Source organism: Propioniferax innocua (genome assembly GCF_006716235.1).
GTDB classification, from domain to species: domain Bacteria; phylum Actinomycetota; class Actinomycetes; order Propionibacteriales; family Propionibacteriaceae; genus Propioniferax; species Propioniferax innocua.
Window position 1 is genome coordinate 237,203 of sequence record NZ_VFOR01000002.1, and the last position, 21,559, is coordinate 258,761.

Sequence of the window (21,559 nt, forward strand, 5' to 3'; positions counted from 1 at the left end):
CGCGTGTGTCGTTGCAACGATCACCGGTGCAGCGCGTTCAGCGCCACTCCACCAATTCCAGGTAGGGGCTCGCCCGGATGACCTCTTCAGCGAATGCCGAGGCACTGGGCAGCAGGACACCGTGGATGTCCGCCAGGCACTGATGAACACGGCGGCCGGGCCAGTGTTCGGGCATCAACTCCGCAGGGAGGCCGCCAAGCTCCACGGTCCACGCGACCACCGGTCGAATGAGCCCATGGAGACGACGAAAAGCGCTCTCCGCGCCAAGGCCAGAGAGCTCGGGAACGGCGGCCTCCAGGTGTTCGCACAAACGCTCCCCCTCTTCGCGCACGCGACCCAGGGACCAGGCCCGGTTCGCGATGGCCCGCGCCGTGTCCACATCAGTGTCCAAGAATCCGGGCATGACCCCCAGCTCATGAATCTGTCCGGAAAGCGCGCTGCTCTGGTCGCTGGGCGACACCAGCACTCCGGGCCGGAGGGATCGGTACCCGACCCGCATGGCCGCTGCTCGAAAGCGTTCCCGCGCGGTGCGCCGCGTTTCGGAGGTGTCGTAGATGAGAGCGTGCAGACGCCCGTCCCAGCTCGGCGGCTGCCCTCCGCCGCGGATCCGCTCGAAATTGGCCAACAGGTGCCCGGCCAAGCGATAGACCCCCACCCGACCGGTGCGCGAAAGAGCGAGAGAGCCACGGGAGACCATCCTGTTGAGCACTGAGCGATTGGCGGATTCGGTGAGATCCAACCGAGTCATCAGGTCGATCAGGATCGGCCCCGGAATCGCTGTGACATCAGCAACGGCCAAGCAGAACGGAGGTTTGTCGAACGCGGGATAATAACGCGATGGGCTCCGCATGCCCAGAGACTATCCACGCATCAGGAGAAGCTCCCGGCCATCCAGGATGGCTCCCATCACAACGGCAGTGGCTCCCAGCCCGGCCGCATCTGAACTTCTCGTCTCCAGCCATGACCACGTGGGGCAGATCTGCCTTCAGAAACAAAGAAACCCCGCCGTGGCGGGGTTTCTCTTCTGTGGAGCTAAGGGGATTCGAACCCCTGACCTCTTCCATGCCATGGAAGCGCGCTACCAACTGCGCCATAGCCCCGTGGTCACAACCCGGGATATGGCACCCCGGAAGAACCGACCAGAGAACTTTAACCCAAACCGAACTCTTCACACAAATCCACGCCTCGCCGGCCTCCAAAGCTCCACTGCATTCCCTGCTCTGCCGGCCAGCATGCACACCTGCCCGACCGAATGCAGCGTTTCATCCATGATCGTTTCGCTGGCGTTGATGATCATGGATGAAACGCTGCATTCGGCGGCTCACCGGGCCACACCCCCGAACTCCCACGGCGATGAGACCCCACCAGGTGCGTGTCAACGATCCCGATGGCCTCCATCAGCGCGAACATCATGGTCGGCCCCACGAACGCGAATCCCTCGCTCTTCAGCGCCTTCGCAAGGGCGACCGATTCGGCCGACTGTGTCGGCACCTCCGCCATCGTGTGTGGTCGCGGAGTCTCTGCGGGCCGGAAAGACCACACCAGGTCTGCCAGTCCCCCGCGTTCCCGCAGGCGCAGGGTGGCTCCGGCATTCTGGATCGTCGCCAGGATCTTGGCCCGATTGCGGATGATCCGCGCATCGGCCAGAAGTCGGGCCACATCGGCTTCCCCGTAGCCCGCCACGAGGTCTGGTGAGAAACCGTCGAAGGCCTCCCGAAACGCCGGCCGCTTGCGCAGGATCGTCGCCCACGACAGCCCCGACTGGAACGCCTCCAGGCTCAGCCGCTCGAACACCCCGCGCTCATCACGAACGGGCATGCCCCACTCGGTGTCGTAGTACTCCCGCAGCAGAGGGTTCGAAGCCGCCCACGCCGGGCGCGCCAGGCCATCGGCCCCTACCACCACGCCTGCTTCGGCTGCCAGGCGACCCGTCTGCTCAGCAACCTCGCCATCACCGTTCGACGCAAGCCCCACCGTCACCCCTCCAAACCTGTCACGCGCAGGGTGATGTTGTATCGCCCCTGTTCCACACCGCAACCCTGCGGAGCCGTACCGGGAAACACCTTCACCACTCCGTGGTAGGCGAGTCGCACCGGTCCACCGAACACGAACAGGTCCCCCGACGCCAGCTCCAAGTCCTGATACGGCTTCCCACGGTTCTCGGTGTTCCCGAACCGGAACCGGCACCTGTCCCCCACCGACAACGACACCACCGGCGCCGAGGCGCGCTCGTCCCGGTCCTGGTGCATTCCCATGCGGGCATCGGCCCCATACCAGTTCACCAGAGCCACATCAGGCTCGTACTCGGCATCCGATTCGCCCACGGCCTCCAGTGCCTGCCGGGCCAGACGCCCCATCCACGGCGGCACCTCCAGAACCCGCCGACCATTCACGTCCACCGCTTCTCGCGTGTATGCGTAGGGGCGCCAGTGCCAGCCCAGACACACCATCTCGACGCTCATCGCATGCCCACGAATCCTGGGCGAGTGCGCGGGCACCGGGCCCCGCATCCATTCACGGCATCGCGCGACCAACCATCTCTGCTGTTCGAGAGTCAGGAAGCCCGGCACATGATGGGCACCCTCCGGCAGAGGCACGGCCGTATCGAACAGCGGGTCAGTCACGCAGCGAGCCCTCCATCCGCAGCAACCAGCGTTTGGCATCGAGTCCACCGCGGTAGCCACCCAGCCCGCCATCTGCCCTCAGTATCCGGTGACACGGCAACACGATCGGCAACGGGTTTGTGGCACACGCACTCGCCACCGCTCGCACGGCCCGTGGTCGCCCGACCATGGCTGCCAGTTCGGTGTAGGTCACCGTCTCCCCGTAGCCGACGCCGGTCAGCGCCAACTGAGTCTCGGCCCGGAAGCCGGATGCGCCATGGTCCAGATCCATCTCGAACTCACGGCGTTCCCCAGCGAAATATTCCTTCAGTTGCTCGATGGCCCTGTACACATGCTGTTCGGCGGCTTCGGTTCCGACGCCGGTCTCGGGGATGTCGTCGCCGACGCCGGTCTCGGGGATGTCGTCGCCGACAAAGGCGATCCGCATCAGGCCTTCCTCCGAGGCCACCAATCCCAGCTCCCCCACCGGAGTGGACATGGCGCGATGGACCAGGCCGCGTTCCATCAAGCGTGCAGGTTGTAGGAGACCAGCTGCCAACGATGCGGTTCACGCTCCAGGATCAGCCAGTGGCAGTTGCCCATGGTCCGGAAGCCTTCCCACAGTTCATGCGGCACACCGAGCAGATGCTGCACACCTGCCCGCGCGACGGTGCCGTGGGTCACCACCACGATCGTCTCACCATCCTTGCCCGACGCGGCGATCTCAGCCAACGCCTCAGCGGTGCGGGCAGCGGCGTCGGTCAGGCTCTCACCATCGACGCCCCGGGGGTTCTCCGCGGATTCGTAGACCTCGGCGAGCACATCCGCGCCGATCTCGTCACGCGTACGCCCTTCCCACTGTCCATAGCCGATCTCGCGGAGACGTGAGTCGTAGGTGATCTCGAGCCCGGTGACCTCACCGAGCGCCTGGGCGGTCATGGCGGCACGTTGCAGGTCCGAGGCGATGATCCGGACCGGCTGGTAGACAGCCACCGGCGTCGCCGCCGAAGCTGCCTGGAGCAGCCCCTTCTCGTTGAGCGGTACGTCCTCCTGTCCCTGCAGACGGCCCTCCGCGTTCCATGCGGTCTGCCCATGTCGCAACAACACCAGACGAACGCCCACGACTACTCCTGTTCCTCGATCTCCAGATCGATCTCGGGGCAATCTGCCCACAACCGCTCGAGCGCGTAGTACACGCGCTCCTCCTCATGCTGGACGTGGATGACGATATCGAGGTAGTCCAAGAGCACCCAGCGGTTCTCCTTGTCCCCCTCGCGACGCGCCGGGGACAGGCCCAACTCATCACGCATCGATTCGGTGATGGCATCGACGATCGCACCCACCTGACGGTCGCTCGTGCCGGTGACCACGAGGAACACATCGGTGATCGCAAGCTGTTCGGAGACGTCGAACGCCACCAGGTCGCGGCCCTTCTTCTCGACAGCCGCTTCGGCGGCGAGCCGTGTCATCTGCAAGGCCTGATCGGCGGCGGTCATGTGGTCCCTTCTGAGTCGGCGCTCTCGGATTCGGGGATCCGGGGTTCGGATGTGGTGCCGCTCGCCACGTCGACGCCGGACTTGTACAGCCCGGTCTTCTGGATGTACTGCACGATGCCATCGGGCACCAAGTACCAGGTGGGCATGTTGTCGCGGACGCGTTCGCGGCAGTCGGTCGAGGAGATCGCCAATGCAGGTACCTCCATCAACGTGACCCGCTCAGGCGGCAGGTGCTCCACCGCGGGGGAATGAAGCTCCACCCCGGGGCGTGAGACGCCCACGAAGTGGGCGAGATCGAAGAGCTCGTCAGCACCCCGCCACGTGAGGATCTTGGCCAGGGCATCGGCTCCGGTGATGAAGAACATCTCAGTGGTGTCGCCATACAACTGCCGCAGATCCTTGAGCGTGTCCACGGTGTAGGTGTCACCCTCACGGTCGATATCGACACGTGAGACCGTGAAGCGCGGATTCGACGCAGTGGCGATCACCGTCATCAGGTAGCGGTGCTCGGCTGGTGAAACGCGGCGTCCCTTCTTCTGCCAAGGGACGCCGGTGGGCACGAAAACCACTTCATCGAGTTCGAAGCGTGCAGCCACCTCGCTGGCGGCCACCAAGTGCCCGTGGTGGATGGGGTCGAAGGTGCCACCCATCACACCGAGCCGATGTGTGGCGCCGGCGGGACGGGGCAGTCCGGTGGATACGGTCATGCGGCCGTGACGCCCGGGTCAGTTGCCCTCGGAGCCATCGCCCTCGCTGTGCGGGCGACCGTGGCCGACCCCGCGGACGGCGGTGAGCGCGATGAGCAGCATGGCCAAAGCGATGAGTCCGATGAACGGTGCCGGGATCGGCGTCTCGTTCACGAGCTTGGACCCTTCACCGGCCAGGGGCAGAAGAACGTTGAGCATGTCGGGGATCCTATCGAATCTGTCCGGAACCGACGACGAGGTATTTCGTCGAGGTCATCTCGGCGAGCCCCATCGGGCCACGCGCATGGAGTTTCTGCGTCGAGATACCGATCTCGGCACCGAAACCGAACTCACCGCCATCGACGAAACGGCTCGATGCGTTGACCAGCACCGCTGCGGCGTCGACCTCCGCGCACCAGCGCTCGGAAGCGACCAGGTCGTGCGTCACGATCGTCTCGGAGTGGCCCGTGGAGTACTGACGCACGTGCTCGAGGGCGGAGTCGATGTCGTCCACGACCTTGGCCGACAGGTCCAGGGACAACCACTCGGCGACGAAGTCGTCCTCGGTGGCGGCCACCGCGTCGGGGACGAGGGCGCGGGTGCGTTCATCGGCGTGCACGGTGACCCCCGCGGCGGCGAGTTCCGACGCGGCACGTGCCCAGAACTGCGCGGCGACATCGGCATGCACAAGCACGGTCTCGGCCGTGTTGCACACCGATGGACGGTCGGTCTTGGCGTTGAGCAGGATCGTCGTGGCCATGTCCAGGTCGGCGGCGCTGTCCACGTACAGGTGGCAGTTGCCGGTTCCGGTCTCGATCACCGGCACGGTGGAGTTCTCCACCACGGTCTGGATGAGTCCCGCTCCCCCACGCGGGATGAGGACATCCACCAGTCCTCGCGCGGTCATCAACTCATGCGTCGCCTCACGAGGTCCTTCGACGAGCTGCACCGCGTCTGCGGGCAGCCCGGCTTTCTCGAGCCCCGCCCGCAGTGCGGTGATCGTCTGCCTGTTCGTGCGGAGCGCGGACGACGATCCCCGCAGCAGGCAGGCATTGCCCGACTTCAAGCAGATCCCTCCCGCGTCGGCGGTCACATTGGGGCGGGCCTCGTAGATGATGCCGATGACGCCGAATGGCACCCGTATCTGACGCACGGCCACACCGTTCGGGTTGACCCATCCCCGCACGATCTGCCCGACCGGATCGGCGAGATCAGCCAGGGCGCGCAGCCCATCGGCCATACCCTGCAGTCGCGTCTCGGTGAGCGTCAGGCGATCGAGCAGTGATTCCGCAGTCCCCGCGTCGCGGGCCGCCGACACGTCCTGGGCGTTGGCCTCACCGATCGCAGCAGAAGCCGCCAGCAGCTCATCGGCCATCGCGTTCAGCGCCTCATTCTTCTGCGCGGTCGTCGCCGTGGCGAGCACCCGTGACGCCGCCTGGGCGCGGGTGCCGAGCGTCGTGATGTCCATGCGCAGACCCTAGCCGTTGCTCGCAGTTTGCGGCGCTTCCGCACCGTGGGCGAGACGCTCGTTCTCCACTTCACGGTCGTCGGCGATCTTCTGCGCGACCTCCTCGGCGAAATGGCAGGCGACGCGACGGCCGGGCTCGATCTCACGCAGCTCGGGATCCTCCTGACTGCATTTCTCCCGTGCCCACGGACAGCGGGTGTGGAATCGGCATCCCGACGGTGGATCGGCTGGTGAGGGAAGGTCCCCCTCGAGCAGGATCCGCTCCCGCGAATCCTCCACCACCGGATCGGGCACCGGGATGGCCGACATCAACGCCACCGTGTACGGGTGGTACGGCTTCTCGTACAGTTCATCACTGCCTGCCTCCTCCACCACCTGCCCCAGGTACATCACTGCGATGCGGTCGGAGATGTGTCGCACCACCGCGAGGTCATGGGCGATCACCACATAGGTGACGCCCAGCTCCGCCTGCAGGTCCTCCAGGAGATTTATCACCTGTGCCTGCACCGAGACGTCGAGTGCAGAGACCGGCTCGTCGGCGATCACCAGATCGGGGCTGCAGATCATCGCCCGCGCGATGCCGACGCGCTGCCGCTGTCCGCCGGAGAACTCATGGGGGTACTTGGCCATCGCCGATGCCGGGAGCCCCACCAACTCCAACATGTTCAGGGCCTTGCGCCGGTGATTCGCGGGGCTGTCCCGCCCGATCTTCTCCAGATCGGACTCCGCGAGACCGTGCACGGTCAACGGTTCGATGAGCAGCGATTCGATCGACTGTCGCGGATCCAGACTCGAAAGGGGGTCCTGGAACACCATCTGCATGCGGCGACGCAGCCGCCGCATCTTCTCCGCGGGCAGCGAGGTGATGTCCTGCCCGTTGAACTTCACCGTTCCACTGGTCGGTTCCTCCAGACGCAGGATCGCGCGGCCGAGCGTCGACTTGCCACAACCCGACTCACCCACCACCCCGAGTGTCTGGCCGGTGGAGACGCCGAGGCTGATGCCGTCGACAGCCTTCACATGGCCGACGGTTCGGTCGAACACGATTCCTTTTCGGATGGGGAAATGCACCTTGAGGCCGGTGACCTCCAAGAGGTTCTCGCTCACTCCGATTCCTCCTGTGCCATCTGGCCGGAAGCCATCACCTGCGATGTCTGCGTACTGTTCTCGGCATCCGACGCCGGGTTCACGCACCTGGCCCGATGCTCGAATCCGACCTCTTCGAGGGGGATCGCGTCGGTCACGCAGGCATCGGTCACGTGCCTGCAGCGCGGCGCGAAGGCACAGGCCCTGCTCCAGGGAACGGTGTCTGCCGGGGTGCCGGGGATCGGCGTCAGCCTCTGGTCACGGCGCTGGTCGAGACGTGGGATCGAGTCGATCAGGCCATGGGTGTAGCGATGTCGTGGGCTGGCGAACAGGGCCTCCCGTGGCGCGTACTCCACGATGCGTCCGGCGTACATGACGTTGACGTGATCGCACAATCCGGCGACGACACCGAGATCGTGCGTGATCATGATCATCGCGGTGCCCATGTCGCGCACCAGTTCGGTGAGCAGCTCCAGCACCTGCGCCTGGATGGTCACATCGAGGGCCGTGGTGGGTTCGTCACAGATCAGCAGACGCGGCTGACAGGCCAGGGCGATCGCGATCAGGGCACGCTGACGCATGCCACCCGAAAGCTGGTGCGGGTATTCGCCGAAACGCCGAGCAGGGTCGGGGATGCCACAGCGGCGCAGGAGATCGATCGCCTCATCACGGGCGTCTTTGGCCGAGATCGTGCGGTGGGCATGCAGCACCTCGGTCATCTGCTTGCCGATGGTGACCACGGGGTTCAGCGAACTCATCGGATCCTGGAAGACCATGGCGAGATCGCCGCCCCGCAATCTGGTCAGCTCTTGTTTCGGCATCGTGAGCAGGTCGGTGCCGTCGAAACGCGCCTCTCCTTCGATCGTCACACCGCGGCGCGGCAGAAGGCCCATGACCGCCATCGAGGTCACCGACTTCCCGGAGCCGGACTCCCCCACGATGCCGACCACTTCACCGGGTCGCACGTCGAAATCGACCCCGTCGACAGCGGTGAACGACTCACCCTTGCGTTTGGAGAACGTCACCGACAGGTTCTTGACGTCGAGCAGCGGCTGAGGATCCGCCACCGCCTTCTGCCCGGCGTCCTTCACAGCGATGTTCTTCTGGCCCGTGTCCGGGGTCTTGTCGGTCGTATCGGTCATCATCGCCTCCGCGACTTCGGGTCGAGGGCTTCACGCAACGATTCACCCAACAAGGTGAATCCCAGGGCGGTCACCGCGATACAGATGCCCGGCAGCAGCGTCAGGTGTGGGGCAGATGCCAAGCGTTCCTGCCCCTTCACAAGCATGCGGCCCCATTCGGCAACCGTCGGATCCGGCGCTCCAAGACCCAGATAGGACAGGGCGGCAACCTCGATGATGGCGGTGGCCAGCGTCAGGGTGGCCTGAACGATCACCGGACTGATCGAGTTGGGCAGCACGTGGCTCATGACGATGGTGCGGCGACGGAGCCCTAGGGAGAACGATGCAAGCACGTAGTCCTGATTGCGCTGCTTCAGCATCGAGCCCCGCAGCAGGCGCGCGAAGATGGGCACCTGCGCAGCAGCGATGGCGATCATGAGTGCCTCGGGTCGGCGTCCCACGATTGCGGCGACGCTGACCGCAAGCAGCAGCGCCGGGATCGAAAGCAGGATGTCGACGATGCGCATCATCAGCGTGTCCACCCATCCACCGAAGGCACCGGCCACCCCGCCGAGCACCAACCCGCCGCTGAGGCCGATGAGAGTCGAGACCACACCGATGATGAGCGATTGGCGTGCCCCGTACAGAAGCTGGGTCAACAGGTCCGATCCGAACGGATCGAGACCCAGCGGGTGATCGGCGCTGGCGGGCGGCAGAGAGGAGGGCGTGACCTCACCGGCCCACTCCACCGAGGACGGTTGGTGGGGTGCGAGCAGAGGCGCGGCCAATGCCACGCTGATGAACAGCAGCACGATGATGCCACCGATGATCGCTGCCGGGTCACGTTGCAGCCGACGCCAGGCGCCGGCCCACAGGCTGATGCCCTTCTCGTCGACGTTCTGCTCCCCCATGACAGCGGCGAGACTGGCCGGGCGTTCAGGAAGCTCATGGGTCGTACTGCTCATCGCACACGCATCCTCGGGTCGATGACGCCGTACAGGAGGTCGACCACGAGGTTGACCACGGCGTAGATCAGCGCGATCAGCAGGATGAAGCCCTGCAGCACCGCGTAGTCCAGGGTGTTGATGGCCTGGAACAGATAGGAACCGATGCCGTTGAACGCGAACACCGTTTCGGTGAGCACCGCACCGGCCAGGAGCTGCCCGGTGAGAATACCGATCGTGGTGAGAACCGGCATCATGGCGTTCTTCATCACGTGACGCCAGGTGATGATGATCTGCTTCAGCCCCTTGGCGGTGGCTGTGCGGATGTAGTCCTCACCCAACACCTCCAACACCGACGCCCGTGTCATGCGGGTGATGGCTGCCAATGGGATCGAGCCCAGCGCGAGAGCTGGCAGGATGAGGTGCTTGATGGCGTTCCATGATGCGTCCAGCTCACCGGTCAGCAGACCATCCAGGACGAAGAATCCCGTCACATGAGTGGCGTCGATCCGTACTTCCTGCCGCCCCGACGTGGGCAGCACCGCGAGGAAGTCGAGCCCGGGCACACCCACCGCGAAGACCAGCTTGAGAAGATAGGCCAGCACGAAGACCGGGACCACAACCCCCATCAGCGAGGTGCCCACGGCGAACACATCGAGAAAACCCCCGGCGCGCTTCGCCGCGATGTAACCGAGCGGGATGCCCACGATGATCGCGAACAGCAGGGCCATGACCGCCAACTCGATCGTGGCGGGGAACCGGTCCAGGAAGGTCGCCAGGACCGGTTCCCCCGTTCGCGGTGATGTACCGAAGTCACCGACGGCCATCTTGCGGATGTACGTCAGGTACTGCACGTGGAGGGGCTGATCGAATCCGTACTGGGCATTGACTCGGGCGATGGCATCGGGGGTCGCCTTGTCTCCGAGCAGCGCGCGCGCCGGGTCTCCCGGCAGCGCGCGCACCCATGCAAACAGCAACACGCTCAGCCCGAACAGCACCGGCACCATCAGCAGGAGTCGCCGGATGACGAAGCGGAACATCAGTGGCTACCGCCCTCAGCGCGAGACCGAGATGGTGTTCCACACCTCATCGTTGATGGGGCTCGGAGTGAACCCCTCAACTCCCGGTGCGAACGCCAGCGAGGAAGCGGGATGGGCCACCGGGATACCCGGTGCGTACTCGGCGATCTGGCGGTTGATCTCCTCGTACTTGCTGGCCTGCTCCTCCTTGTCGCCGATTCCACGCGCGGCGGCGAGCTCCTCGAACAGCTCCGGGTTGTCGAAGCCCCATTCGTGCGTCTTCTTTCCGAAGAAGACGCCGACGAAGTTGTCGGTGTCGTTGTAGTCGCCCGACCATCCGAGCATGTGGATGTCCCGCTTGTCGACGCCATCGGAGCCCTGTGCCATGTCGAGGTAGTCGGGGCTCCACTTCGCGGTGACCGGCTCCACCGTGATACCGACGGCTTCGAGCTGGGCCTTGATCGCGACGTAGGTGTCCTCGGGCGTCGGCATGTACGGACGCGAGACGCCGGTCGGGTAGGCGAAACGCAGCGTCAGGTTCTCCTGCCCGGCCTCTTTGAGAAGCTGCTTGGCCTTTTCCGGGTCGTACTCATACTCCTCCACGTCATCTGCGTAGCCGTCGACGCTGGAGGGCATGAACTGCGTGGCCTTCTCGGTGCCCTCGGGCAGGGACTGCGAGATCACCGCGTCCTTGTCGATGGCGTGATTGAGTGCCTTGCGCACACGCTCGTCCTGCAACGCCTTGTTCTTCTGGTTGAAAGCGAGGTACAGGATCGTGTACGGCGGACGCTCCATCACCTGCATGCCCTCGTCCTTGAGCGGCTGTACATCTGCCGGAGCCACCAGATCGTAACCGTCGATGTTGCCGGCCTGAAGCTCCTGGGTGCGGGCGTTCGGATCCTCGATGACCCGGATGATGGCCTGGGACACCTTGGCCTTGTCGCCCCAGTACTCCTCATTGCGGTCGAGGGTGATCTGCTGACCGCGCTCCCAGGAGTTGAACTTGAACGGACCGGTGCCGGTGGGGTGTTCCGTGGCGTACTTCGAGAAACGGGGGTCGTCCTCGGTCCCCTGCGTGTCATCGGCGTTGAACTCCTCCATGGCCGTGGGGCTCTGCATCGCGAAGGCCGGGAGCACCATGGCGTCGACGAAACCGGCGAACGGCTTGTTGAGCCTGATGGTCACCTCGGTGGGCGACGCGGCGTCACAGCTGTCATAGATGCCGGGCTTTCCGCCGTTCTCGGGGTTTTTGTACCCCTGGAAGAGCTTGCCGTAGTAGTACGTGATGTTCTCGTTCTGGTTGAGTCCCTTCCAGTTGGCCCACCGCTCGAAATTCGCGCACACGGCGTCGGAGTTGAAGTCGGTTCCGTCATGGAACTTCACGCCCTCACGCAGGGTGAAGGTGAACTCCTTGCCGTCCTCGGAGGCCTCCCACTCGGTGGCCAGACGTGGCGTCAGCTCCAGGGTGCCGGGTTCGACGCCCACGAGCCCCTCGAAGACCTGATGTGCGATACGGAAGCTCTCGCCATCGCTGGCCATCGCCGGATCGAGCATCACCGGGTCACTGGAGGCGGCGAACACGAACGTGTCGTCCCCCGCACCCCCGTCGGGATCTCGTTCACTTTGCACGCATCCGGTCAATCCCAGACTCAACACGGCAGCAGCAGCGGCCATCTTTGCCCACACTGGCTTGGACATCTCTATCCCTTCGTTCTCATCGCATTCACGCCTCGTTGCATGAATTGATGCGAGACCCGGACCATACCGGAACCTCTGCGGATGCGAACAGGCCTGAACGAAGGAATTCAGGTCACGAACAGATCACGGTACGCGTCGCCCCTGGGGCAGGACGACCAGCACGTCGCGATGCACGGCCTCCCCGGGGGCGTCCTCCCCGAGTTCGGCGACCACCCCTGCCGAATCCCTGCGCAGAACACGACGAAGATCGGCGGAGTCGAACGACACCAACCCGCGAGCCACGACGACGCCGTCCTCATCCCGCAACTCCACCGGGTCTCCGGCCTCGAACTCACCGTTCACCGCTGTGATGCCCACCGGGAGCAACGACGCGGTTCCGTCCACCACCGCGGCGACCGCGCCGGCGTCCAGGTCGAGACTGCCGCGGATCTCAGATGCATGCGCCAACCAGCGTCGACGGCTTCCCTGTCTGCGCCCGATGGGGTCGAACCGCGTGCCGACGGATTCCCCGGCCAGGACGGCCTCCACATTGGTGGCGCTGGTGACGAGTGTGGGGATTCCCATGGAGGTGGCGATGGTCGCGGCCTCGACCTTGGATTTCATCCCGCCGGTCCCCACTTTCGAACCGGTGCGTGATGTGTCGACGCTCAGCAGTTCATCCCGGTGGTGCACCACCGGGATGCGCCGGGCACCGGGCCGCGAGGGGTGGTCGGTGTAGAGGGCGTCGACGTCGGTGAGCAGCACCAGGGCGTCGGCCTGCACGAGTTGGGCCACGAGCGCCGCGAGACGGTCGTTGTCACCAAAACGCATCATGTGGGTCGCCACCGAGTCGTTCTCGTTGACGATGGGCACGATGCCGTATCCGATGAGGGCGTTGAGTGCCCGCTCGGCGTTGCTGTAATGACCACGACGTGTGACGTCCTCGACGGTGAGGAGGACCTGCCCGACCTTCTGCCCATGTTCGGAGAAGCGCTTCTGGTAGTGAGCCATCAACAGCCCCTGGCCGACGGCCGCGGCAGCCTGTTGGGACGCCAGGTCGGCCGGTCGCCGTTCAAGGCCCATCGGGAGGAGCCCCGCCGCGATCGCACCCGAGGAGACCAGGACGATCTCGCGGCCACGTCCATGTTCTCGGGCGAGGACATCGACAAGACGCCAGACGCTGCCCAGGTCGAGCATCCCGTCGGGTGTGGTCAGCGAGGACGATCCGACCTTCACAACGACGCGCGACGCCGCCGCGAATGTGCTCACCGCCGGTCCTCGATCTCGGCCGCTTCGGCCTTGGCACGGTGGTACTCGGCGTCTCGTTCACGACGCCGCGCCACGGCGGGGCGTTGTGTCTCCAGACGCTGATCCTCACCCCGACGGGCCAGGATCTCCGCTCCGCTCTCCACTTGGGGGGCGAAGTCGAAGACCACGGCGTTCTCTCCGCCGATCGCGACGGCGTCACCGGCACGTGCACCGAGTTCCAGGAGCCTGTCCTCGATGCCGATACGGTTCAGCCGGTCGGCCAGATAGCCGACGGCCTCGGAGTTGGCGAAGTCGGTCTGTCGCACCCAGCGTTCGGGTTTTTCTCCCCGCACCCGCCACATGAGGCCGCCCTCGCCGTCACCGATCTGCTTGACGGTGAACTCCGGTTCGGTGCTGTGTCGACGCGAGGTCGCCGCCGGTCGCAGGATCGGACGTCCGGGGGCCTCTCCCGGGTGAGTGCGCCGTCGTTCGCGGACGATGTCGGCCATCGCGTAGGTCAGTGCGGTGAGCCCCTCTCCCGACATGGCGGAGATGGGGAAGACACGGTGGCCGGCCGCCTCGAGGTCGCCGCGAACGATGTCGGCCATGTCGGAGCCGTCAGGGACGTCCACCTTGTTCAACGCGACGAGACGCGGCCGGTCCTTAAGCCCACCATGGGCCTCCAGCTCACCTTCGATGATCTCCAGGTCACTGACCGGATCGCGGCCCGGCTCGAACGTCGCCATATCGATGACATGCACCAACGCGGCGCATCGTTCCACGTGCCGGAGGAAGTCGTGGCCGAGGCCGCGTCCCTCGCTGGCGCCTTCGATGAGTCCCGGAACATCGGCGACGGTGAAGGTGGTCTCCCCTGCCACCACGACTCCGAGATTGGGCACCAGGGTCGTGAAGGGGTAGTCGGCGATCTTGGGCCGTGCCCGCGAGATCGCTGCGATGAGTGATGATTTGCCGGCGCTGGGGAACCCGACGAGGCCGATGTCGGCCACGACCTTGAGCTCCATGCGGATGGTCCGGGCTTCGCCCTCCTCGCCCAGGAGCGCGAAGCCGGGTGCTTTGCGGGCCGCCGTCGCCAAGGCGGCGTTCCCAAGCCCTCCTCGGCCACCCGCCGCGATGACGACCTCGGCATCGGACCCCGTCAAGTCAGCCACCAGTTCACCGGACTCGGCGTCGGTGACGATGGTTCCCTCCGGGACGCTCAGCACGATGTCCTCACCGTTGGCGCCATTGGCGTGACCACCCTTCCCCGGCTGACCGTTGGGGGCTTTGCGCTGGGACGAACGGTGGTATTCCACGAGCGTGGTGAGTTGGGGATCGACGCGAAGGATCACCGACCCACCGCGACCGCCGTTGCCACCATCGGGCCCGCCGAGTGGCTTGAACTTCTCACGGTGCACCGACGCACAACCGTGTCCGCCGTTGCCTGCAACCACGTCAAGGGTCACGTGGTCGACGAACGAGGGGATGGCCATGGGATTCTCCTGATCGGGTGCAACGATGCAGTCTACCTGCCATCATCCGGCTCACCGCCGCTTCACGATGACATGGGTCAGACCCCGCCCGGGATATCCCGGCCCGGATCACTCCGCCGATGATTCACTCCTGGCCGCTGAGCCGACGCACCTGGCCCAGGGCGTCGAACAGCGAATCGGTGTATTTCTTCATGGCCTGCAATGAATCGGCTTGGATCTGACGCAGATCCTGTTGCAAGGATTCACCGTCGCCGGTCGGATGCTGCTGCGTCAGTTGCTCCATCATCTGCCGGTTGTGATCCTCGAGTGCTGCGTTGAACGCCTCGAGGAGATGCTCTGCGAGCTGGGCGTTGGCGAGCCGCATGGCACGCGGATCGATCGTGAGCTCGGTGAACTTCTCCTGGGACATCGTCACGTTGATCTGCTCATCGAGCGCCGTCCCGTGGCCTTCGACCTCGGGAATCTGGAACTCCCCGGCCGCCGACTGCGGGTCGTCGACGAACTGACCCAGATTGCCTTGGAGCCGTTCCAGAACCGCGTTGAAGTCTTCCGTCATGGAATCAGCCTCCCATGAGCGCGGTGATCGCCACGTTCATGGCCACTTCGATGGCCAGACGTGCCGCGATCTTGAACAGCGGGATCAGCGTCATGGAGGCTCCTGCGGTGGGGACCGCAGCAGCGATCGCCGACGCGATCTGTATCGCGAGAGCAACAAGCTGGACCACCGTCGCCACCTTGAGGGCCACGAGGATGCCGGACATCACATACATGGCACCGCCGACGCCGGCAGATCCGGCCGACATCTGCTGGGCAACCGTCTGCACCGGGTCTTCACCGCCCTCGGCGCTCTCCCGGAAGGCACGCATGGCCTCACCCTCATTGGCCGACAGGACGTGTTGGATTCCAGCGCCCGCCTCACCGGTCGTGGCCGCTCCTGCCGACGCGAATTTCTGCCACTCGCCGCCCTTGGACCAGGTCTGTTCCTCGTCTGTGTTGGGCCACATGAAGCCCAGCATCTCCAGCAGATATGACACTTCACCGGGGAGTACGATTCCCATCCTTCACGCCTTCCACTGGGCCATCTCGACGGCTGCCGCTTCGGTCTCGTCGTACATGGTGGCAGCCGCCTCGAGCCGTTCAGCCTGCCCTGCCCACGTTTCCTGGACGCCCTGCCCACTCTGGGTCGCGACGTCCACGATCGCTTGGTAAACCATCTGGCACAGGGCCGAGATCCCGTCCTCGCCCCACTGCGGCTCCTGGCCGAGCAACGCTTCCAGCTCCGTCCCCATGGCGTTCGCCGAGTCGTTGATGGCTTGACCACCGGCGCGCATGGCCGCTGTGTCGAAACGAATGTCCATAGGTCCACCTCCTGTGCTGCACCACTGTCCCATGGTCCGTGTCAGGGAGTCGGCCAGCACCGCGGGAACCTTCCGGGCAGCCCTGCCCCCCCCGATGCGAGAAGCGTCAGAAACCGACACGCCAGATGGTAGAGCCCATCGAGACTCGACGCGATGCCATGGTGCGAAGACGCCAAGAGCCGGCCCCGAAGGGCCGGCTCTTGATGATGTTGTTCTGGTTTCAGCTCATGTGGTTGCAGTCGCAACGACGCTCGGCTGCACATTCACAACCTTGCGGCCACGGTGCGTGCCGAACTCCACACGCCCCTCACGGAGGGCGAACAGAGTGTCGTCCTTACCACGGCCGACGCCTGTTCCGGGGTGGAAACGCGTTCCACGCTGACGAACGATGATCTCGCCGGCGTTGACCTCCTGGCCCCCGAAGCGCTTCACGCCGAGGCGTTGCGCATTGGAGTCACGACCGTTCTTGGTCGAGCCCAGACCCTTCTTTGTTGCCATAGCTCTGCCTCAGCTCTCGATTCCGGTGACCTTCACCCGGGTGTAGCGCTGGCGATGGCCAACACGACGCCGGTAACCGGTCTTGTTCTTGTAACGGACGATACGGATCTTCGGACCCTTGGACTCATCCAGCACTTCGGCGGTGACTGAAGCCTTGTCGAGCGCGCCACGGTCGGAGGTGACGGTGTCACCGTCGACCAGCAGCAGCGGCTGCAACTTGAGGCTCGAGCCCACCTCGTCAGCGACCTTGTCGATCTCGACAACGTCGCCAACGGCGACCTTGTGCTGGCGGCCGCCACTACGCACAATCGCGTACACGCCTGACCTACTCTCTTCTCACGTTCACGGTAATCGACACCTACCCCCGGGGCGCCGCGGCAAGAAACGCTGACCTCTACGGGAACGAGGATCGATGGGTGGCGGCACCACTGAGCGCCGAAACACCGAGGTCCAATGTTACGGACGAGCAGCCCGTGGGTCAAACTCGCGCGCTGCGGCCTCCCACATCCATCACTCGGGGTCCTGCACGATTCCTCGAGCCTCCGGATTCCACATCTCCCACTCGGGTTCTCCCCCACCCAGAGCGGTGCGCGCTTCAGGACTCCACCGAAGATAGACGTCATGACCGATGGCGTCGGCCACCGCGGCGATACGCGGGGCGTCCTCCATGAGATGGGCGATGTAGCGAACCGGGCGGGCTTTGCCGCGTCTCACGAAAAGGCACCGCCCCCGGATCTGCATCTTCATGTCGGTTCCAGCCAGGGCTCCCCGCAGCTGCGGTGAATCCATGTCGGCGACGAAGGATGCCCCAACCGATCCGGGACCGGCGTCGAGCATGACGCCTTCTGGAGTGCGTGCACCGGTCAGGTCCAGATCGGGCAGGGCATACCTCAGGGAACACAATTCGAACCAGTCCTCGTCACCGCTGTCGGTGTCGAGGGCAACGAAGCCGTACACCGACCGACCGCCCACCTCCACGCGGTGAGAACGGATCAACTGCCGCCCGTTCATGACAACGTCGGGCCGCGGGGCACCCTCCCAGAATCTGCTGACGCGTTCCTGCTCACGACGCACCCCGGCAGGAAGGCTCACCTTCTTCCACAACCGTGGCTGGCCGGGCTCCCGGCCCATCCGCCACACGACGAGCCCGAGGAGCGTGACCACCACGATCCCGATCCCCGCGGGCCAGCGGAAGGTCTCCTCCAGCTCACTGCGGCTGATCAGCGCGATCAGCCAGATGATCGGACTGATGGCGAGGAAGATCAGAAGAATGGCGCAGCCCCAAGCAGCACGCTCCTCTTCTCGACGTTCGTAGTCTGGCCTATCGGATCTTCGCTCGTCATCACGTGCCATTCCTGCCACCGATGCGTCAGTCGCCCTTGGAGCCGTTGCCGCCCTTATTGCCACCGCCGGAGTTGCCACCGCCGGAGTTGCCACCGCGTCGGCGTCCGCCGCCTCCGCCGCGACGACGGCGACGCTCTCCACCGTCGGCGGCCTCCTGGGAGTCCACCGGCATGTCGTGCGTCACATAACCGCGACCGGCACAGTGCTCACAGTCCTCGGTGAAGGCCTCGGCCAGGCCGGTACCGATCTTCTTGCGCGTCATCTGCACCAGCCCAAGGCTGGTGACCTCAGCCACCTGGTGGCGGGTGCGGTCACGGCCCAGGCACTCGACGAGGCGACGCAACAGCAACTCGCGGTTCGCTGGCAACACCATGTCGATGAAGTCGATCACGATGATGCCGCCGATATCGCGCAGACGGAGCTGCCGCACCACTTCCTCGGCCGCCTCCAGGTTGTTGGAGGTGACGGTGGCTTCGAGATTGCCGCCCGAGCCGGTGAACTTTCCGGTGTTGACATCGATCACGGTCATGGCCTCGGTGCGCTCGATGATCAGCGAACCCCCCGAAGGGAGGAACACCTTGCGTTCCAGCGCCTTTGCGATCTGCTCGTCGATGCGATGCCCTGCGAAGACATCGCCATCACCATCCCAACGCTCGATCCGTTCCAACAGGTTCGGCGCCACATGCTCCACGTAGGCGGTCACGGTGTCATAGGCGTCATTGCTGGCGCCATTGCCCTCGATCATGAGCTTGGAGAAGTCCTCGGTGAACAGGTCACGCACGATTCGCACCGTGGCGTCGGGTTCGGCGTACAGCTGTGCCGGCGCATTGCCCTTCGCCGCCTGCTTCTCGATGGCCTCCCACTGCGCCTTCAACCGATTGACGTCACGCACCAGGCCTTCCTCGGCAACGCCTTCAGCCGCAGTGCGGACGATCACGCTCGCGTCATCCCCCACGAGGTCACCGAGCACGTCACGCAGACGCTTGCGCTCGGTGTCAGGCAGTTTGCGGGAGATCCCCGAAAGGTGCCCACCGGGGGCGTAGACGATGTAACGACCCGGCAGCGAGATGTGGTTCGTCAGTCGGGCACCCTTGGCTCCAACCGGGTCCTTGGTGACCTGCACAAGCACGGTCTGCCCCGACTTGAGGGCATTCTCGACCTTGCGGTTGTTCGAGTCGACGCCATGGGCGTCCCAGTCGATGTCACCGGCGTACATGACGGCATTGCGTCCACGACCGATGTCGATGAATGCGGCCTCCATCGAGGGCAACACGTTCTGGACACGGCCCAAGTACACATTGCCGATCAGCGAGCTCGCCGAGGCACGGTCCACGTAATGCTCCACCAGGACGTCGTCCTCGAGCACGGCGATCTGAGCGAGCTCCTCGTTCTGCCGGATGATCATCTTGCGATCAACCGACTCCCGGCGTGCCAAGAACTCGGCCTCACTCAAGACCGGGGCGCGGCGCCGACTGGCGCGTCCCTCACGGCGACGCTGGCGCTTGGCCTCCATACGGGTCGATCCCTCGATACCGGTGACCTCGTCAGAGGAATCGGAATCCGTCCCTCCGCCGCCACGGCGTCGACGACGACGGCGGCGTCGACGATTACCGGATGAGCCCTCGTCATCGGACGATTCCGCGCCCGACCCATCGTCGCTGGAGTCAGACTCCTTCGAGGAATCATTCTTGGCGTCACTGTCATCGGAGCCGCCCGACGCATCGGAGTCATCGGAGCCGCCACCACGGCGGCGCCTGCGCCCACCCCGGCGGCGACGTCGACGGCGACCACCACCAGATGAATCCGAATCGTCTCCCGAATCGGACCCGCCGTCGGAGTCATCGCTCGCGTCTTCGGTGTCCTTGGAGTCCGAGGACTTCCCATCGTCTCCCTGGCCCGCAGCGGGCTTCTCGGCCTTCGGCTCATCGCCCGAAGATTCCTCCGAATCTCGCAGACCAAGGATCTCGGCGGGGTCCGGTGGCGCCTGGAAGGGGTCCGCCACAGACTCGACGACTTTGCGCTTGGCCATGCTCTCATCGAGCGCGCTCAACGAGCTGGCCAGCGGATCATCGGCGTCGGTGTCGTCCTCGTCCTGGCCGCTTTCAGGCTCATCGGACTCGGCGACTTCTGCCTCGTCGGATGCGCTCGACTCCACCGCCGGTTCAGAGTCTTCGCCCACCACAGCTTTCTCGGCACCTGCGGCCGCCTGATCCTTCACCGCAGCCACGGGGTCAGCCTCGACGGCGAAGCCCTCAGCGGCATCGGCGAGGACCGGCTGCTCGGGCTCGGGCAGCGGCTTGGGCGCGGCAGCCCCACGCGTCACACGTCGACGGGCCGGACGCTCCTTGACGGCGGGTTCGGTGACCTCGACCGCATCAGGATTCTGCATCGGGGCGCTGGTGGTGGGCGCAGATGGCTGCTGCACCTCGGTCACCGGCGCGGGCGGACCGGCCTTTCGACTCACGGCCCGGCGCCGCGGACGCGACGCCGGTTCCGGCGTCACCGTCGCACCGGTGTCCACGTTGGTCGAAGCTGTCACATCGTTGGAATTCGGCTCGTTGTCGAGCAATTCGGCTCCTTCGGCCGGGCGAGCCCGGCGGTTCCCGTCGGACGGTGGTCCGGTGCCGACGGCAAGTCCTGCGGTTCCGACCTCGAACTGCGGCCCCGCGGTCGACGAACGTCGCGGTCAACCAATCGAATCGTGCTGTCACCACGACCGAGCAGTCCAGTGAGTCGGGGGAAGACCGGCGGTCTCCCCAAACCTGCGTCCAGTATCACACAGGTACTCGGGAGACTGCACTCAGAACAGGTTCTCGACACGTTCTCCGACGCGCTTCCCCTGTGCCAGACGCGTCTGTCGCGGGCCCACGGGCTTGACGAAATCCGACACCACGGCCAACGCGGACAGGACATCCTCGGGCCGCACCAACGGAACGGCGTGGCAGATCACCATGCCCAGCCCGGCACGGCCTTCGGTGTCCGCGTCCAGAACCTCGAGGAGTTCCACCGGACCGCGCGCGTCGAAGGTTCGCAGGCCGTTCTTCATCATGCGCTCCACCTCGATCTTCTCGGCGTCGTCGAACGCTGCCACAGCAGCCTCCAGAATCTCCCGCTCACCGTCGGCGAAGTGCCACCGCACCTCCCACGAAGACGCCTCCAATCCGTCCGCCAGTGAGCCCGATTCGGCCACCACGGCTCCGGCCATCACGAACCCCGGCGGCAACACCTCGTTGAGCGCGGCCATCACCTTCTCCGGGTCACAGACCTCCCACAGCCCGATCTCCAGATACTCGGCCTCGGTCGCAGCCCCGGTGGGCGAGGCGTTCGCATACGAGATGCGCGGGTGGGGATTGAACCCCGACGAGTACGCCATCGGCACATGGGCCCGCCGAAGCGCCCTTTCGAAGGCACGGCCGAAGTCACGATGCGAGGTGAATCGGGCGCGGTCCCGCTTGGCGTATCGCAGCCGGATCTTCTGCACCGGAGGAGCCTGCTGTTCAGGTTGTCGTTGCTTTCCCACG

At 65.3% G+C, this 21,559-nt stretch carries 25 protein-coding genes and 1 tRNA gene; all 26 read right to left on the minus strand.

Going from position 1 to position 21,559, the window contains the following annotated elements; translation table 11 throughout:
- Positions 1 to 37: 37 nt before the first annotated feature.
- The gene (locus tag FB460_RS07775; RefSeq protein WP_142093577.1) at positions 38 to 850 is read right to left on the minus strand and encodes a PaaX family transcriptional regulator C-terminal domain-containing protein; all 813 of its coding nucleotides are present in this window, start codon (positions 848 to 850) and stop codon (positions 38 to 40) included.
- A 177-nt stretch (positions 851 to 1,027) separates the two neighbouring features.
- Positions 1,028 to 1,100: transfer RNA gene (locus FB460_RS07780), tRNA-Ala, on the minus strand.
- A 68-nt stretch (positions 1,101 to 1,168) separates the two neighbouring features.
- Positions 1,169 to 1,297 carry a hypothetical protein gene (locus tag FB460_RS13430; protein WP_281281834.1) on the minus strand — a complete coding sequence of 43 codons (129 nt, stop codon included), beginning with the start codon at positions 1,295 to 1,297 and terminating at the stop codon, positions 1,169 to 1,171.
- The gene (locus FB460_RS07785; RefSeq protein ID WP_342775214.1) at positions 1,294 to 1,980 is read right to left on the minus strand and encodes a DNA-3-methyladenine glycosylase I; all 687 of its coding nucleotides are present in this window, start codon (positions 1,978 to 1,980) and stop codon (positions 1,294 to 1,296) included. Before FB460_RS07785 ends, FB460_RS13430 begins: the two co-directional genes overlap by 4 nt.
- Complete coding sequence (locus FB460_RS07790; RefSeq protein WP_246044325.1) at positions 1,977 to 2,624, minus strand: alpha-ketoglutarate-dependent dioxygenase AlkB family protein; 648 nt, start codon at positions 2,622 to 2,624, stop codon at positions 1,977 to 1,979. The genes FB460_RS07785 and FB460_RS07790 overlap by 4 nt, the downstream gene beginning before the upstream one ends.
- Positions 2,617 to 3,129: a methylated-DNA--[protein]-cysteine S-methyltransferase gene (locus FB460_RS07795; RefSeq protein WP_142093579.1), complete on the minus strand. Its 513-nt coding sequence runs from the start codon at positions 3,127 to 3,129 to the stop codon at positions 2,617 to 2,619. Before FB460_RS07795 ends, FB460_RS07790 begins: the two co-directional genes overlap by 8 nt.
- Positions 3,129 to 3,725 carry a histidine phosphatase family protein gene (locus tag FB460_RS07800; protein ID WP_170210006.1) on the minus strand — a complete coding sequence of 199 codons (597 nt, stop codon included), beginning with the start codon at positions 3,723 to 3,725 and terminating at the stop codon, positions 3,129 to 3,131. Before FB460_RS07800 ends, FB460_RS07795 begins: the two co-directional genes overlap by 1 nt.
- Positions 3,726 to 3,727: 2 nt before the next feature.
- Entirely contained in the window at positions 3,728 to 4,099 is a 372-nt protein-coding gene (gene rsfS, locus FB460_RS07805; protein ID WP_142093581.1) for a ribosome silencing factor, read from the minus strand.
- Positions 4,096 to 4,806 carry a nicotinate-nucleotide adenylyltransferase gene (gene nadD, locus FB460_RS07810; RefSeq protein WP_142093582.1) on the minus strand — a complete coding sequence of 237 codons (711 nt, stop codon included), beginning with the start codon at positions 4,804 to 4,806 and terminating at the stop codon, positions 4,096 to 4,098. Before nadD ends, rsfS begins: the two co-directional genes overlap by 4 nt.
- 18 nt (positions 4,807 to 4,824) lie before the next feature.
- Positions 4,825 to 5,004 (minus strand): hypothetical protein, encoded by a 180-nt coding sequence (locus tag FB460_RS07815; protein ID WP_142093583.1) that lies wholly within the window; start codon positions 5,002 to 5,004, stop codon positions 4,825 to 4,827.
- A 10-nt stretch (positions 5,005 to 5,014) separates the two neighbouring features.
- A complete protein-coding gene (locus tag FB460_RS07820; RefSeq protein ID WP_142093584.1) occupies positions 5,015 to 6,253 on the minus strand; it encodes a glutamate-5-semialdehyde dehydrogenase in 1,239 nt (412 codons plus the stop codon).
- Between the two features lie 9 nt (positions 6,254 to 6,262).
- A complete protein-coding gene (locus FB460_RS07825; protein ID WP_142093585.1) occupies positions 6,263 to 7,360 on the minus strand; it encodes an ABC transporter ATP-binding protein in 1,098 nt (365 codons plus the stop codon).
- Positions 7,357 to 8,481, minus strand: coding sequence for an ABC transporter ATP-binding protein (locus tag FB460_RS07830; protein WP_142093586.1), 1,125 nt, complete (start codon positions 8,479 to 8,481; stop codon positions 7,357 to 7,359). Before FB460_RS07830 ends, FB460_RS07825 begins: the two co-directional genes overlap by 4 nt.
- Positions 8,481 to 9,425, minus strand: a complete 945-nt coding sequence (locus FB460_RS07835) for an ABC transporter permease (RefSeq protein ID WP_142093587.1) — start codon at positions 9,423 to 9,425, stop codon at positions 8,481 to 8,483. The genes FB460_RS07830 and FB460_RS07835 overlap by 1 nt, the downstream gene beginning before the upstream one ends.
- Positions 9,422 to 10,444, minus strand: coding sequence for an ABC transporter permease (locus FB460_RS07840; protein WP_142093588.1), 1,023 nt, complete (start codon positions 10,442 to 10,444; stop codon positions 9,422 to 9,424). The genes FB460_RS07835 and FB460_RS07840 overlap by 4 nt, the downstream gene beginning before the upstream one ends.
- A gap of 15 nt (positions 10,445 to 10,459) precedes the next feature.
- Positions 10,460 to 12,121, minus strand: coding sequence for an ABC transporter substrate-binding protein (locus FB460_RS07845; protein WP_211345909.1), 1,662 nt, complete (start codon positions 12,119 to 12,121; stop codon positions 10,460 to 10,462).
- Positions 12,122 to 12,244: 123 nt separating this feature from the next.
- Positions 12,245 to 13,369, minus strand: a complete 1,125-nt coding sequence (gene proB, locus FB460_RS07850) for a glutamate 5-kinase (RefSeq protein WP_142093589.1) — start codon at positions 13,367 to 13,369, stop codon at positions 12,245 to 12,247.
- Positions 13,366 to 14,838 carry a GTPase ObgE gene (gene obgE, locus FB460_RS07855; RefSeq protein ID WP_142093590.1) on the minus strand — a complete coding sequence of 491 codons (1,473 nt, stop codon included), beginning with the start codon at positions 14,836 to 14,838 and terminating at the stop codon, positions 13,366 to 13,368. Before obgE ends, proB begins: the two co-directional genes overlap by 4 nt.
- 124 nt (positions 14,839 to 14,962) lie before the next feature.
- The gene (locus tag FB460_RS07860) at positions 14,963 to 15,394 is read right to left on the minus strand and encodes a YbaB/EbfC family nucleoid-associated protein (RefSeq protein ID WP_142093591.1); all 432 of its coding nucleotides are present in this window, start codon (positions 15,392 to 15,394) and stop codon (positions 14,963 to 14,965) included.
- A gap of 4 nt (positions 15,395 to 15,398) precedes the next feature.
- The gene (locus FB460_RS07865) at positions 15,399 to 15,896 is read right to left on the minus strand and encodes a WXG100-like domain-containing protein (protein WP_142093592.1); all 498 of its coding nucleotides are present in this window, start codon (positions 15,894 to 15,896) and stop codon (positions 15,399 to 15,401) included.
- A 3-nt stretch (positions 15,897 to 15,899) separates the two neighbouring features.
- The gene (locus tag FB460_RS07870; protein WP_142093593.1) at positions 15,900 to 16,196 is read right to left on the minus strand and encodes a hypothetical protein; all 297 of its coding nucleotides are present in this window, start codon (positions 16,194 to 16,196) and stop codon (positions 15,900 to 15,902) included.
- Between the two features lie 225 nt (positions 16,197 to 16,421).
- A complete protein-coding gene (rpmA, locus tag FB460_RS07875; RefSeq protein WP_142093594.1) occupies positions 16,422 to 16,694 on the minus strand; it encodes a 50S ribosomal protein L27 in 273 nt (90 codons plus the stop codon).
- A gap of 9 nt (positions 16,695 to 16,703) precedes the next feature.
- Positions 16,704 to 17,012 carry a 50S ribosomal protein L21 gene (rplU, locus tag FB460_RS07880; protein WP_142093595.1) on the minus strand — a complete coding sequence of 103 codons (309 nt, stop codon included), beginning with the start codon at positions 17,010 to 17,012 and terminating at the stop codon, positions 16,704 to 16,706.
- Positions 17,013 to 17,204: 192 nt separating this feature from the next.
- The gene (locus FB460_RS07885; RefSeq protein ID WP_142093596.1) at positions 17,205 to 18,047 is read right to left on the minus strand and encodes a hypothetical protein; all 843 of its coding nucleotides are present in this window, start codon (positions 18,045 to 18,047) and stop codon (positions 17,205 to 17,207) included.
- 16 nt (positions 18,048 to 18,063) lie between these two features.
- Positions 18,064 to 20,607, minus strand: coding sequence for an Rne/Rng family ribonuclease (locus tag FB460_RS07890; protein ID WP_425466980.1), 2,544 nt, complete (start codon positions 20,605 to 20,607; stop codon positions 18,064 to 18,066).
- Positions 20,608 to 20,838: 231 nt separating this feature from the next.
- Complete coding sequence (locus tag FB460_RS07895) at positions 20,839 to 21,558, minus strand: TIGR03936 family radical SAM-associated protein (RefSeq protein WP_142093597.1); 720 nt, start codon at positions 21,556 to 21,558, stop codon at positions 20,839 to 20,841.
- Position 21,559 lies beyond the last annotated feature (1 nt).